Source organism: Lysinibacillus alkalisoli, from assembly GCF_014643595.1.
Classification (GTDB): Bacteria; Bacillota; Bacilli; order Bacillales_A; family Planococcaceae; genus Metalysinibacillus; species Metalysinibacillus alkalisoli.
Window position 1 is genome coordinate 1 of record NZ_BMJT01000020.1, and the last position, 14,409, is coordinate 14,409.

General features: G+C 35.1%; 11 protein-coding genes and 1 pseudogene. 7 read left to right on the plus strand and 5 right to left on the minus strand.

The window, feature by feature from the left end:
• The 3 genes from IEW44_RS15605 to IEW44_RS15615 all read left to right on the plus strand — a co-directional run.
• Window positions 1-601, plus strand: a 601-nt coding sequence (locus IEW44_RS15605; protein ID WP_188615992.1) for an IS66 family transposase, incomplete at its 5' end; no start/stop codon positions are given.
• Between the two features lie 272 nt (window positions 602-873).
• A complete protein-coding gene (locus IEW44_RS15610; RefSeq protein ID WP_188615993.1) occupies window positions 874-2,259 on the plus strand; it encodes an AAA family ATPase in 1,386 nt (461 codons plus the stop codon).
• A gap of 1 nt (window position 2,260) precedes the next feature.
• Complete coding sequence (locus tag IEW44_RS15615; RefSeq protein ID WP_188615994.1) at window positions 2,261-3,109, plus strand: hypothetical protein; 849 nt, start codon at window positions 2,261-2,263, stop codon at window positions 3,107-3,109.
• Window positions 3,110-3,542: 433 nt separating this feature from the next.
• Here the strand turns inward: IEW44_RS15615 and IEW44_RS15620 are convergent, their stop codons facing one another.
• The 4 genes and pseudogenes from IEW44_RS15620 to IEW44_RS15635 form a co-directional block, all read right to left on the minus strand.
• Window positions 3,543-4,820 carry an IS110 family RNA-guided transposase gene (locus IEW44_RS15620; protein ID WP_188615995.1) on the minus strand — a complete coding sequence of 426 codons (1,278 nt, stop codon included), beginning with the start codon at window positions 4,818-4,820 and terminating at the stop codon, window positions 3,543-3,545.
• Window positions 4,821-4,992: 172 nt separating this feature from the next.
• Window positions 4,993-6,501, minus strand: coding sequence for a primase C-terminal domain-containing protein (locus IEW44_RS15625; RefSeq protein WP_188615996.1), 1,509 nt, complete (start codon window positions 6,499-6,501; stop codon window positions 4,993-4,995).
• 835 nt (window positions 6,502-7,336) lie between these two features.
• A pseudogene (locus IEW44_RS15630) lies at window positions 7,337-8,774 on the minus strand (IS4 family transposase).
• Between the two features lie 448 nt (window positions 8,775-9,222).
• The gene (locus tag IEW44_RS15635) at window positions 9,223-9,444 is read right to left on the minus strand and encodes a hypothetical protein (protein WP_188615997.1); all 222 of its coding nucleotides are present in this window, start codon (window positions 9,442-9,444) and stop codon (window positions 9,223-9,225) included.
• 286 nt (window positions 9,445-9,730) lie between these two features.
• Here IEW44_RS15635 and IEW44_RS15640 point away from each other — a divergent pair, with 286 nt between their 5' ends.
• From IEW44_RS15640 to IEW44_RS15655, 4 genes are all read left to right on the plus strand, one after another.
• Window positions 9,731-10,660 (plus strand): ParA family protein, encoded by a 930-nt coding sequence (locus IEW44_RS15640; protein ID WP_188615998.1) that lies wholly within the window; start codon window positions 9,731-9,733, stop codon window positions 10,658-10,660.
• 12 nt (window positions 10,661-10,672) lie between these two features.
• Entirely contained in the window at window positions 10,673-11,077 is a 405-nt protein-coding gene (locus IEW44_RS15645) for a hypothetical protein (protein WP_188615999.1), read from the plus strand.
• Window position 11,078: 1 nt separating this feature from the next.
• The gene (locus IEW44_RS15650) at window positions 11,079-11,813 is read left to right on the plus strand and encodes a hypothetical protein (RefSeq protein WP_188616000.1); all 735 of its coding nucleotides are present in this window, start codon (window positions 11,079-11,081) and stop codon (window positions 11,811-11,813) included.
• A gap of 482 nt (window positions 11,814-12,295) precedes the next feature.
• The gene (locus IEW44_RS15655; protein ID WP_188616001.1) at window positions 12,296-13,294 is read left to right on the plus strand and encodes a hypothetical protein; all 999 of its coding nucleotides are present in this window, start codon (window positions 12,296-12,298) and stop codon (window positions 13,292-13,294) included.
• 514 nt (window positions 13,295-13,808) lie between these two features.
• Here IEW44_RS15655 and IEW44_RS15660 read toward each other — a convergent pair.
• On the minus strand, window positions 13,809-14,409 hold a 601-nt coding region (locus tag IEW44_RS15660; protein WP_188616002.1), incomplete at its 5' end, for an IS66 family transposase.

Consider the following 14,409-nt stretch of genomic DNA (forward strand, 5'->3'; position numbering starts at 1 on the left):
TGGTTATTCTGCATATGGACAATTACCTGATGTTCAATTCGCTAATTGTTGGGCGCACGTACGCCGTTATTGGTTAAAAGCCAAGAGTAAGAATGGACAAATCGGTGTGCAGTATTGTGACCGATTATTTCACATTGAGCGTAAAATCAAACATCTTTCTCCAGAGGAACGTGTCCATATTCGGCAACAAAAATCAAAGCCAATCATCGATGAATTTTTTGACTGGATTGATCGCTCGCCCTTCTTCGGTAAAAATGCCATTGCGAAAGCAGCTGAATATACGTTAAGTCGCAAAGCGGCATTAAGGGTGTTTCTTGAGGATGGGAACGTAGCGATTGATAATAACTCCGCTGAAAATGCGATTCGTCCAAATGTCAACGGACGAAAAAATTGGCTTTTCTCTGTGAGTGAAGCAGGTGCGCAAGCAAATGCGATTTGTTTAAGCTTAGCGGAAACGGCCAAAGCAAACGGCATCGATTTTTATCAATACCTGGTCAAGCTACTAACAGAATTACCAAATTTACCAATTCATCAGCAGCCTGAAATTTTACATAACTATCTGCCGTGGTCGGAGAATATACAAGCCTCATGTGCAAAATAGCCAGCTAGCCGAAAAAATTTTCAGTTAGCTGGCCATTCGTCGTGCGTACCGGAAAGGTGCGCCGTTTTTTTATATTTCGGGCTTACGGAACAGCCCAGCAAGTATCCGCTGCAATAAAAAATACAGAGCATGTTTACAAGCTCTGTATTGGATAATACTTTATTGAATTATATTTGTCAACGAAATTTCGTTAAAACAGAAAATCTTCTACTTTTTATTGATAAGAAGCGATATTATTAAATTATTGAATAGAAATCAGGAGGGGTAATTAAATGATTACTGGCTTAGGATTAACCAATTTTAAACCATATCAAGTTTCTAGTGATATAGAGTTTAAAAAATTAAATCTTTTTTTGGGACCAAACAGTTCTGGAAAATCTAGTTATATAAAGGCTTTAAATATTTTAAAAGATAATATTGAAAATAATAAGAGTAACGAACCCATTATATTTAATGAACGTATTGGAGATTTTAAAACACTAGTAAACGGTGGATTTATGAATAAAACTATTACTTTCAATATTGGGTTAGAGCAAGATAAGGATTTCTTAAACACAAATAGAACAATAATAGTTAAAAATGCCATCATCTCATTTATTGAAGGTTATCAAGATTTAAATATTTTAAATGAAATCATACACACTCTTTATACCACTTATATGGCTAATCCTGTTATAAATATTGAAGTACAAATCAAGTCCACTTCTTCAAATCAAAATACAATTTCTTCTTTAATATTTATGCAAAAAGATGGACAAAAAATAAGCCTAATTAAAGAAAAAAATTCTTATTACTTACATCAGGATGATAATAAAATCCAAATTGCTAATATTTTTGTACCATCTGGAATTTTATTTAAATTTAATTCGAGTAAATTAGACCATATTGATGACCAAACAAAAAAATTAGTCCTATATGTATTCACTGCATTGGCAAGTGTTTCTGTTGAACTTCAATTATATTTCAAAGATTTTTACCACCTAGGTCCTTTTAGAACTGATCCTAATCGAATCGAAATTGTTTCTAATGACACAGCAAAATCCGTTGGTTATAAAGGTCAGAATTTAATACCTGCTATATTAAGTTTGTATCGTGACCCAGACCAACATAAAAATAACCTGAGAAAATCTATTAGTAGTTGGCTTCAAGAATTCGATATAGCAAATGGATTAGAAATTGTTCAACCATCTGTAAATCGTTTTTCACTTAGTATAAAAAATAAATATACGGATGTTTTATCTAATATAGTAGACGTAGGAACTGGGACTGCACAAATTCTACCTGTAATTGTAGAATCGATAATTACACCTAAAAACTCTGTTATAGTAATCGAAGAGCCTGAAAGCCATATTCATCCTAATGCTCAATCAAAATTAGCTGACTTATTTGTTAATCAAATAATACAAGATAATAAAACATTCTTCATCGAAACTCACAGTATATTTTTATTGCAAAAAATTCAAATATTAGTTGCTGAAGGGAAAATTTCTCCTAAAGATGTTGGTATATTCTATTTTGACCAAACGCCTAAAGGTACAAATGTTTTAGATTTATCTTTAGATTATAATGGACAATTCACAAGAGAATTTCCTAAGGGATTTTATGATGTAGCATACAATCTTTCAAGTAAATTGATGAATTTGATGTGGGGGGATTAAATTGATAACTAAACTTGTAGTTTCACCTGAAGTACTAGAATATAATTTTAAACCCTCAGTCTTAGAACATGGAAGTGAGCATATCATTTCGAGATTATCCCGTCATCAAATTGTTCTCACTCGAAGTATTAAAGAAGATTTTGAAGTATATTTTTCTGCTAGAGGTATTAATGAGTTACTTCAAGGATGGCTGATAAATAATGCTCATAGTAATGGAAGTAATATCAGTATTGAAAAAGTATCCCCTAGTGCACCTGAACAAAATATTTACTTTCATGCTCATCAAGAAGTATCAGATAGTTTACTTATTGGAAATTTCGATAGGCCTGTACCAAGAACATTTAGATACAATTCTATTGAAGACATAAAAAAGCCTAAAGAAAATTTAATCACTTTAAATGATGTACAAGATATCCTTACTAAGTTCGGTCGTCTTAAAAAGTGGTTTTCTGTTTATGAAACTTCTATTCAACTACAAATTGAAGAAAATAAAGATGCTCAATTACTAGCTAAGTATTTAGTAAATTTTTTAAAGGGCGATAATGTTGAGATTCAAGATGCTTACTTAGTTTCAAACCCTAATAATGAGAAGAATTTCCAAGAATATATCTATCCACATATTAAAGGGAAGAATATAACTATAATTATCCCTACCGAAGATGGAGCAGAAAACAAACAAAGACTAATTCAAAAATATAAGGCCGTAGTTAAATGCTATCCTAAAGAAAAAATACATCAATCTTACATAAAAACTGATTTATATCGAATCGATTTGGGTTACAGATTTGATGTATTCGGAACTAACGGTAAAACAAAACGTGAAATGATACATATATATCGTAACCATTAGGAAAAAGGAACATAACTAATTGCTAGAGTTATGCTCCCTCTATAAATGTTGATGTATCAATGGCTGACGCCATATTTAAGTGTCTTAAAAATTTTTTTCGACACGTACATCTATCGTTATTTTGTAATTCTTGTTTTTTCTTACAATTAGTCCAAACGCTCCGCTAAAGGATGAACCATTAATTGGTAATGAATCCTCTGATCCTGTGCTGTATATAGATGCACATGTAGATCTCTGCGTTGCTTATGATGACGGACCCTCCCGTGTCTCTAGGCGTCTGGTTGCGCGTACATTCCTTCGTTCGGTCTATTCATAAGGCAGAGGCTGGCGATGCTCCTTTAGGGACTCATTCAAATACACTGAACGGTCGTAAGTGATGAATAGTGCCGGCTTCTCCGTGTCATCCTCTTGTTTTGACGGACGTAAATGACGCTTAGGCAGCTGCTTGAAGCGTGGTGAAATCCTTCATCATTTGTTGTTCGTTAAATCGCTGTTTCTTTTTGCACAAGGCATGTAAAATCTTGAGTAGCTTTCCACATAACACGACAATCGATTGCTTCTTGCGAAGTGGATTGACCGTGCGTGAAGTGTAATATTCATGGTATTGCTTAAACGCTGGATTATGTCGAATCAATGGCATCATAACACGGAACAGGAGAGCCCTTAATTTGCGTCTCCCTCGTTTGGAGATCCGTTTTTGCCCTTTCTGCTGACCAGATGAATTTTCACGTAATGTAAGTCCCGCTAGTTTAATGAGTTGGCGTGGATGTTCATATTGCGTGAGTGAACCGACTTCAGACAGTAATTCAACGATTGTCACGTCACCAATACCTGGCACCGATGCGAGATAATCATAATCTGTCATTTGATGGGCAAGCTCTGAGAGCTTGTTTGATAAATCATCGAGCTGTGCTTGCATCATATGATACTGCGTGAGAAGTGTGGCAATTTCAAATCGGGCCATCACAAGTCCTTCTTGCAGTCCAATCGATTGTGGCGCAAGCTCGATTAATTGTTTAGCTTTCGTGAGATGAGGATTTTTCATCCCCTCTACTTGGCGATAAAGGAAAAGTAATTCTTCTGGGGTTTTTCCTTGAATATCGATGGGTAACGGCGTTTTTTCAAGTACCGCAAAAGCCATCTTTACAAAGTTTTTGAACACATGTGTGAACTCTGGAAAGAAGCGATCTAACCAACGAATCATTCGATTATGAAGCGCATTTAAATCTTCTTGTATTTTCGCACGGAGCGTCGCTCCGTTACGCAGTTCTGCCTCGACACCCTCTAAAATACGAGGATAGCTGAAGCGTCCATCGCGCATTAAACGGGCGATGACAAGTGCGTCTTTTTGGTCGTTTTTCGTCTGCAGGTTGTTGTCGAGTTCTTTCGAGCGATTGACGTGCATCGGATTGACCATCACGAACGGAATCCCGTACTGTGTAAGAAACGCAGCTAAGTTCATCCAGTAGTGACCTGTTGGCTCAAAACCAACAAGGATTTCTTGTTTTTCATGCGCCTGTTTGAGCGCAAGTAGGCGTTCGTAAAACGCTTCAAATCCAATGCGCGATTGGAAAATCGGAAAGGATTTTTGGAGCACACGACCACGATCATCTACCGCACAAGCAAAATGTTTGTGCTTCGCGATGTCGATGCCGATGACTAACGTATTTTCAGAAACTTGATTAATTTTTTCATTCGTATTAAAATTCATGATTGTAAGTCCTCTCTGTAGGTGTGCGAGTCAATTGTCTGGTTGACACTCAAACATCATACGAGAGGGCTTTTTTGTTTTCAAATCCCTGAAAATTCTTCTAACAGGAATGCTCCCTCAATCTAAAAACCAAAAGGAAAAAAGAAATATGTAAGGCAGACTGGAGTATTAATTAACTAGTATCTTTTAATAACACGTTCTCTTGATAATTGTACACAGCTGTTACGCATTTTTCGTACCCCGCAATAGGCGCTAAGATGGCTACCCAGTCTGCTATCAATAACGTAATATACTTGCGATACGCTTGTTTCGTTTGTTGTTGCACAGTCATAATCGTTTCAAGGAATAATTGAACCGTTGTCCAGCCTGTTTTAGCTGCACGCCCCTTACCTGTTACGGTCTTCATAAGTTTAGTTGATGTTTGTAATAAGGCATTTAAAGAACTCTGCGAAATGCCTACTGCTTCGCATAACTCCTTTTGAGTACGCCAAATAAACGGCTCTGACGGCTGTTTTTGCGTTGTGATATAGGCGATGATGTCAGCTTCCCATTCGTCATAATGACTACGCTTACGTTCTTCACGAGGCTTTTTAAATTTATACCAATTCCGATTGCCAAGCTCAATCGGAATCGTCTGGCCGTTTGGTACGTACTCGACTAATAAAGCTCGGATATATTCTTGCTTCGGGCCACGGTATTTTCCTGAGTAAGCTGAAGTTAAAATGGTATCAATTTCTGCTGTGCTAAGTGGTTGGGATTGATCGTAATTTAACTGATCGAGTAAATCCTCTGCACGTGCTTTTTCTAAACCCTCGCTAAAGCATGCTAAAGCGAGCGTAAACATCGTATTGTTTCGCCCTAAAATGCCTTTTTGCCCTTTAAGTTTTGTTGTATGTAAAAGTGCTTTAAACCATGCTGTTTTTGTAAGTGCTACGTCTTGCTGCTTTGTCGGCACTACAAATAACGGTCGCTGTACGTCATCATCTTGACGCATAGACCAATCAATTAAATCTGCAATGCGGTAGCGCTGCTCTAACTGACAAAACACAATATTATGTTCATTAGGAATGCGAAAAAAGCCAAAATCATTACAGTACGTATCGGCAGCTACCTGTTGTAAACTGCGCTTTAAATTATCGGCAATACGTTTAGCGACCGTTAAACTACGGAAGTCATTTTTATTAGAAATAAATAGCGGTTGTTCTAGCGCATAATACACCTGGTAACCTCGTGTTGATGCCACAATTAAAGTCGGCACGCCAATGCCTTCTTCTAGGCTGGTCATTATGATATCTTGCGGCGTGTATTGCTGTGTATCAATATCAACAACGAAGGTATTAATTTGCTGAAGATGCTTTTCTTCAAAGCCACAAATATAAGAGCGCTTTGCGTCCGTGTAATGATAATTACGATAGACATTCGGTGTCCAGTGCGTTAAGTGGTTAGCCTGTTGCAGTAACCCTTCTTTGGAGGTGACAATAAAGCCCTTCACACCAGTTGGCGTAAAGTCTTCCTTTTGGCGCACCACAAAAATACCGCCCTGACGTGTCGTTTTTTCTACACGTTCTGCAGCAATGCGTTGTGGCAAGCTCGCTTTTGAATTTTTCTTTTTATAAGTAGCAATGCCTTGATGCAATAGCACATCATACACTGCTGGCAAAGACGACAAAAAAACAGTCATTGCGGTCCTCTCCCTTCATAAGAGAATACGTCAATGACTGTCAAATTAAGACATAGGTATAGTAAATAAGCACAAAACGATTGAAATTTAAAAATCGTCTTGCTATACTAAAGTCAATAGTTTTATATGCGGTAGTATTGTGTTGGCGCACAATGCTTTTTATATGCATATAGAACGGACGTATTCAATTTTAATTCAGTTTTAGTTTAGTTTGTTATTTGAATTGAATTGAAAGTTGTTCAATTATTGATGTCAGAGTTAATAATTGTACCGAAAAAGTTATGAAGAAGCTGTTCCCAGTAATGGGAATGGCTTTTTCTTTTTTATGCGTCTAACTATAGCATCCTCAAGAAACAATGTAAAGCTAGATTCGGCGCGCCATTAGTGGCTTTCAGGTGGAAATTTCTACTTTTCCACTTATGCGAGAAAGTGAACTTGATTTCTACCTATGATAAGTAGAAATTTCTACTTATGCGTAAAATATGGATTTTTTTCTGTTTTTTTTGGACGCTTCAAAGCCTATTAATATGCGATTCTCAGCTATTTATATCCAAAAGTAGAAATAACACAAGTGGAAAATTCTACTTGTGTTATAAAATTAATTTATTCGCAAAAGTGGAAAATTCTACTTTTCTACTTACGTTATAATCTTTGGTTCTTAAAAAAATTTAGAAAGAAGATATTCATCTAGGTAATAATGTCATAATGGGGGCCCGTCACATACCCATCAAGCTAAGCACGAAAAGGAACGAAACTTGACTCGTTTCGACATGGTTGCTAGCTACTGTATGAAAAATAAGCATACCAAATAAGCCCCTAAAAAAGCATTTTTTTGCTAGGCAGCTTGTCTAGGCTTTATCGTCGTTTCATACACAATGCCTAAAATATCAAACACCGTCATTTTCTTAAAGCGATGACATTTGCGACCGTTTTTTGAAAGCAGCTGATACAGGCGATGCGGGATGTTCACCAGTTCTTCTGCATCAGCTGCCATCGCTTGGTAGAATAACGGAAAGTAATCCTTTATCATATAAATCGCCTTGTACTCGCTCAGCTCCTGCTTTTTCTTTTCAAGCAGGAGCTGTCGCATTTGAAACATCGTTGATGAACAGAGAAGAATGCCAATGAGCTGTCCGTATAAATGGCACTCGAGGCGTTCTTTTTTGATTGTTTTACAGGCATCGATTTCAAAAAAAGACTTCCATATTTTAAATAAAATTTCAATCTGCCAGCGTAATGAATAGAAGGCATGCACGTCATTTGTCGGGACTTCTTCAGGTGATGTATTGGTGATATAGACGTTCATGCCCATTAACCGTTTACTTTTCTCCTGCATGACAATGCCCTTCTTCTTTTCACGAATCGCTTGGTTTTTCAAACGTGTTTGCGTTTGGTCGTCGGTTAAACGATGAATGATGAATGATGACACGTGTTGGCAGTTTTTGCGTGTGACCAATATACGCTTCATGCATTTCGATCGTTTCACCAGATGTAAGCCCCTCCATTAGTTGTGCCATATCGAGTTGAATATATTCGGTATGCTTTTTCAACGTCCCATTTTTGAAGGTTTCTGGCGCAGGATTCTTGATATAAATTCGTGTATTCAGCTTCAGCCGTGAGATATAGTACGCCTTTTTTTCATTAATGGCCTGTAAGTCGCCTAAATCAAAGTAACCCAGGTCGCGCAGGCAGAGATCGCCCGCCTCTACGGTTTTGAGACACATCGTTCCGTACGTTTTATCATTATTTTTTCCCGGTCCAACATGTACGTTCAAAAATTGACCACTTAGTAAATCATATTCCAATTGGATTTTCACGCCTGCCGTGTTACTACTGCCACCCGATCCTTGATATTCACAAGCGAACGCATCTGGCAATTGAAAAACGGTGGCATCTAAAATACGGATTCGCTTAAATCGAGACAGCAAGGTGTCGGGGAGTGATTGGTTGGCACAGAGTTTTTGTGCAAGTAGCGTGCGAAAGACCTCTCGAAGGCAGGCAACAGCTGTCTGGTTAAAGCGCTGATTTAAGCCTTCTGCACTCATCGATACGCCCATCGAAGCTTCTAACCGACTAGATAGTTGGATAAGAGATGTGCTACCAATCTCCTGACTCAGCCAGACACAAAGGGCAATGAGTTCATTGGCTTGATACTTACTTTTACGTTTGACAAAGCCCACACGTTTGGCGATCTCTTGAAGCACTGCCGGAGATAAACAAGCACGCAATTCTTGTGCGAAAAGATTCAGTTCATTCGATAGGATTCGATTCATCAAAAACGCCATCCTTTCTTGTAAACTATTGATGTTACAAAAAGAATAGCGTTTTTTTCACGTTGGGATATTGATGTGCTTAGGTTGATGGGTATGTGACGGGACCCCTAATTGATAAAATTCTTTTTGTTCGTCCATTGGGACTGTTATATATTGTTCGATATAAGCTTTTCTTGATTCCTGTTCTGTAGGGAAATTGGATAAATTTTCTATAGCACGTTGTATTTCACTAGAACAGTCTATTTCAGGGTCTTTATTAATAACTTTAAGACAGCAAGATTTTACAATTTCTACTAATTATTGTTCACTAATGCCTTCAATATCTATTTTAATTTTTAGTTTTGGGTCGTTTAAAAACACAACCTCAGTTTCACAGAGGGTTGTTCGTCCTGTACCTATTTTTAATAAAGGAATTTCCGCAAGTCTGGCGCCAGGTACTAATTTATCTTTATTTATAAAGAGAAATAGCTGTTGATTTACCTATCTCAACTTTTCCAATAAAACATAGATTATACGAATTAACACTACAAATTTTTTGGATTTTTTTTACACGTTCTAGGAGTGGAGAAATCATAACTTTATTTATGTTGTTTACATTGGGGTTTTCTAAAATCTTATGAGCTTTATTTATATTTTCTTCGCATTTAGTTAAAACAGCTTTTTGACTCATTAACATCACCCTTTAATCTTTATTCTGTAAAACAATTAAAATTTAATATCTATAAAATATATTAATTACCTTTTTTACAAATTAATTATAATAGTTTATTATAATTAAAGGAACTATAAAGTAGTTAATTTGTGGATAATTTTAGTGTTTCAAGATTATAAGAAGATGAGATACTGAAGTTCTCTTTTGTATCACAAAAGGTTCTTTGTTAATTTAAGAAATGGTACAAATTTAGATTAAGTAGCATATATAAGGTAAAATATGTAAAAAAGTGAGGTATACATATATGGGTGCACATACAATTTCAGTCCTAAATATGAAAGGCGGAGTAGGGAAAACAACATTATCTACGAACTTAGCAATTGAATTATATAATTTGGGTCATAAAGTATTATTAATAGACATTGACCCTCAATTTAATGCAACTCAAAGTTTATTTAAATACTATAAAAATATTTCTGAATACTTTGCTGTTAGAGATAAGAGATTAACAATAGCTGATATATTTATATGGGAAACGTCACCAGGGATTTCAAGACAACAAAACCCAAGAAACGAATCTAACGTAATATTTGAGCTTAAACAAAAACAACTAGACGGAAATAAAACAGCATTTTTACATATCATACCCGGTGATTTAAGATTAATTGTTGACGTAAATGCTCAAGCAGGGGATAAACTTGGAGCATTTTTTAATAGGAATAAAATCAAAGAGAAATATGATTATATTATTTTCGATTGTCCACCAACATGGGGACAAATAACGCTAGTATCCTTGGGATTAAGTAATTACTATTTGATACCTACTGCATTAGATGATTTCTCAACAATCGGAGTTACGTTACTATCTCAACTACTTCAACAAAAGGTTGAATCTTTAGCAACAGATCTTAAATGTTTAGGTGTTGTATATACAATGCTAAATGAGACTACAGCAACTTCGGGTATTAGTCATAAACAACGCCCTTACAAAGACGATTTAGAGGCATTTTTCGAAGAAACAATGTCAGAAGAAGTAAAATCTCCTGTAAAAGCTTTTGATACAGTGTTATACAATTACCCAGCAGCTGTAGCTCGTTCTATAATTTACGAGAGCTACGAAGCTAATTCGGGTAATACTACTAAAAGAGCTGAAGAATTACATACATTCATTAAGGAATTAACAGTAGAGGTTTTAGCAAGAATAAACGCTCCTCAGCAAACTGAGCAAAGTTAGGATGTGGAAAATATGTTTGAAGTAGATATTAACACCTTATTTACAAGTAAAAAGTACAAATTAAGTGAAAAAAGATTATTTCTAACTGCTGTAGTACAAAAAACGATTTATTCAAAGAATATTTTCCCTAAAAATAGCGATCTTTATAATTATATATATCTTTTTGAAAGCTTATATAAACTTGATGAAAAGGACAAGTTTAAGCCTTATCTCTATGATTCTAGAACACAATTAGCAGCTAGAATTTGTAGATTAATAATATCAAAAGATGATTTAGAAGTAGAAAAGGAACTAATGGAATTTCACGCGAAATTATATGGTGCAGATTCTCTGAGTAATACTGATAAAAAGATTAAAAAAGATAATAATTCGTCATTGTTAAAAGATATTATTAATAATCGTAATAGAGAGGAATAATATGGTGGAAGATATATATTCGGGTAATTCAGAAAAAGATTTTGCTATTTTCTTTGGAATGATATTAGAGGAAAAAGAAATAAATCAACAATTAAAGTCTAAATACAAAGCCATTCATAAACGTATATATAATTTTAAAGAAATAATTAATATTAGTGGAACTCAGGAAGCTACAGCTCAAAGTTTTTTATTAGAAACTTTGAATGGTTTGATTGACGTAACGGATCTACTATCTAAAAATAGGTATAAGTTAGCCAGTACTATTTTAAGAAACAGTATGGAAACATTTGCTAAATATTTAGTTGTTCAAAATCAATTGCAAGATTATGAAGGTTTTACAAATAACTTTGAAAGTGCAACTAGTCATTTAATAAATAATTATATCTCTCTTGTTTTAAGAAGACCTAGAAATAAAGATTTTAAAAGGCTTATAAATACGTCCTACAAAGATCCATTTCGAAATCTCTATGGGGAATTATGTGATATTGTCCATGCAAGAGATACAAATTATAGTGAATATCACCATTATTTAGAAAGTATAAGAAATTCTAATTTTAATCAAATAAAGTTTGAAAAGGTTTTCAATTTTATTATTTCTTGTGTAGATAAAATGGTTGTTATTTTCTATCTCCAAAATGCTGAATTTTTATTAGAAAATGCTAATCAAGTTAAACTTGATTATTTACTTTCGAATTTTGATGAGAATTTTTCTGAAGTAAGAACATATTTTCCTTGAAGTGATTTGAAAATAAGTAAAGGATACTACCTTAAATATAAGAATTCTAAAGTTACCTTTAGTTGATAAAAAATCTGGATATTTTTAAAATTTAAAACCCCCGTAGCAACCAAACTACGGGGGTGATGCCTAAAAATCAGACATGTCAAATCTATTTGATTATAACATAATTACGTTTTTTGCCAACGGTTTTATCGTAAGATGAATGAATAGTATAACGTTGATAAATCCAATCCAAATGAGGACACTTTATGTGTTCTAGTCGGAGTAGATAGAGAAGGTAGTATTAAGAAGATAATAATAGAAGTTGAATCAGGCTTGTTTGAAAAATTAGATAAGACCTCTTATGATTTAGTAATGCTAATTAGAGGGGAAATTAGTAGATTAACTTCGGTCAAAGAATTTAAATGAATTAGAAGTAGATAATATCGATGTGATAAGTGAAATTTAAATAAGTAGTGAAATTAAGAAAGGGCTAAATCGTGATAATTTCAGAAAATAATTACATAAAAAAACCATACATTTTATTAGATTGGAATGTAATAAAATATTTGAAATCTCCTAGAAGTAATCAGAGTATAGATAAGGATAAAGAATGTTTCCGCATAATTGAACAAATTGGAAATAAGTATGCCTTTCCTTTTTGTGAATCACATTTGCTTGACCTTAGACAAAGTTATTCACAAGAAAATCTTGAGAGAGTAAATCAAGATTTAAAATTTTTATCATCAATCAGTAAAGAAGTAGGTTTAGGGATAAGAGAGAATGATGGTAATTTGGTATTGATTAAATGTTCAGCGGTCAAAGAGTTTAATGACCTGATTAACGTTAATGATTCAAATATAGACATCCCTGTCAAGAATGTTCCTCAGCATAAGTTTAATATAGATATGGCGACTCTTGAAGAAAGCCATCCTTTGTATCAAATGTTAAAAGAAAACAATGGAATATATACTCCGGAAATAATGGCTAGCAATCTCAATGAAATATTTTATAAGATCTTTGATGAAGTAGATGATTACAAAAATCTAAGAAATATTATCCCTAAGTTAAAAGAAACATTAACAATGCAGCGTGAATATGGGATTGATAAAGAAATGGCAGTCAATTTGATAGAACATATGACACCCTTTATAAATTCAATGGAAATAGATTCAGAAGATGAATTGGTAAAAATTTGGAAGAATGTCTGTACTAAATACTTGGGGATAAATGGTAAGGTATCTGTGCCGTATGGAGAACTTCTTACGAATGCATATATTATGTTGGATTTACATCCGCTATTTAAGGAAAAATTAAAAAAGAAAAATACATTGGGGAATATAACAAGGGATTCAAAAATGGTTCTTTATGCTTCTGGTGCAAAATACTTTGTTACAGAGGATGGAGCAGCCTTTAAAAAAATGAGCTTTTTATTTAAAGCATTTAATGAACAAACGAAAATATTGAATATGGAAATGTTTATTCAAAAGTTTAGTTAAGAGGATGCGTTATGTCTAGGGAAGTTTTATTTTAGATATAATTGATTACTGCCAACCAAATGTACCAGCCTTGTCATCTTTTGTACCAGCATTTTCCAAGTAATAGACCAATGTGTGCCAGCAACTCTACCATTACTCGTTCGGAGCAAGGCTTTATACCGAGCGGCGGGCATGGTAGCCTTGTTTGGTAGAGCCAGCACGTACGCAACTGGTTCTTTTGCGAAAGAATCATACCCACAGAGGCTCGGTGTCAAGCCACTTGAGTTTCCCTTGAATTAGCAAGGATAAACGGCTATTTTAGCGTGTTGTTACATACGTTGGCACTATGTGGTAAATACCTTGGCATTCAGTGGTAAAAAGTTGTGGCAGTAATCAATAATCTTTGGCAAACACAAATAAATACTGTAGCTTATCAATATAAGTGTATAGTAAGCCCGAATTATAAAAAATAGCGCACCTTCATGGTACGCACGACGAATAGCCAACTGGCCGATGTTTTTTTCGGCTAGTTGGCTTATTTTGCACATGTGGCCTGGATATTTTCAGACCATGGTAAGTACTGCTGTAAAGTTTCAGGTTGCTGGTGAATTGGTAAGTTGGGTAATTCCGTTAATAACTTCACCAAGTATTGATAAAAGTCAATGCCGTTGGCTTTGGCCGTTTCCGCCAAGCTTAGACAAATCGCATTGGCCTGAGCACCAGCTTCACTAACAGAGAAAAGCCAATTTTTTCGACCGATGACATTCGGACGAATCGCATTTTCAGCTGGATTGTTATCAATAGCCACGTCCCCATTTTCAAGAAACACCCTTAATACTACTTTACGACTTAATGTGTATTCAGCTGCTTTCGCAATGGCGTTTTTGCCGAAGAAAGGTGAGCGATCAATCCAGTCAAAAAATTCATCGATGATTGGCTTTGATTTTTGTTGCCGAATATGGACACGTTGCTCTGGTGAAAGATGTTTGATTTCACGTTCAATGTGAAATAATCGGTCACAATACTGCACACCGATTTGTCCATTCTTACTCTCGGCCTTTAACCAATAGCGGCGTACGTGCGCCCAACAATTAGCGAATTGAACATCAGGTAATTGTCCATATGCAGAATAACCA

Coding starts and splice junctions, on each gene's coding strand:
- IEW44_RS15610 (WP_188615993.1), top strand. CDS start 874: ATGATTACTGGCTTAGGATTAACCAATTTTAAACCATATCAAGTTTCT.
- IEW44_RS15620 (WP_188615995.1), bottom strand. CDS start 4,820: ATGAATTTTAATACGAATGAAAAAATTAATCAAGTTTCTGAAAATACG.
- IEW44_RS15625 (WP_188615996.1), bottom strand. CDS start 6,501: ATGACTGTTTTTTTGTCGTCTTTGCCAGCAGTGTATGATGTGCTATTG.
- IEW44_RS15635 (WP_188615997.1), bottom strand. CDS start 9,444: ATGAGTCAAAAAGCTGTTTTAACTAAATGCGAAGAAAATATAAATAAA.
- IEW44_RS15640 (WP_188615998.1), top strand. CDS start 9,731: ATGGGTGCACATACAATTTCAGTCCTAAATATGAAAGGCGGAGTAGGG.
- IEW44_RS15645 (WP_188615999.1), top strand. CDS start 10,673: ATGTTTGAAGTAGATATTAACACCTTATTTACAAGTAAAAAGTACAAA.
- IEW44_RS15650 (WP_188616000.1), top strand. CDS start 11,079: ATGGTGGAAGATATATATTCGGGTAATTCAGAAAAAGATTTTGCTATT.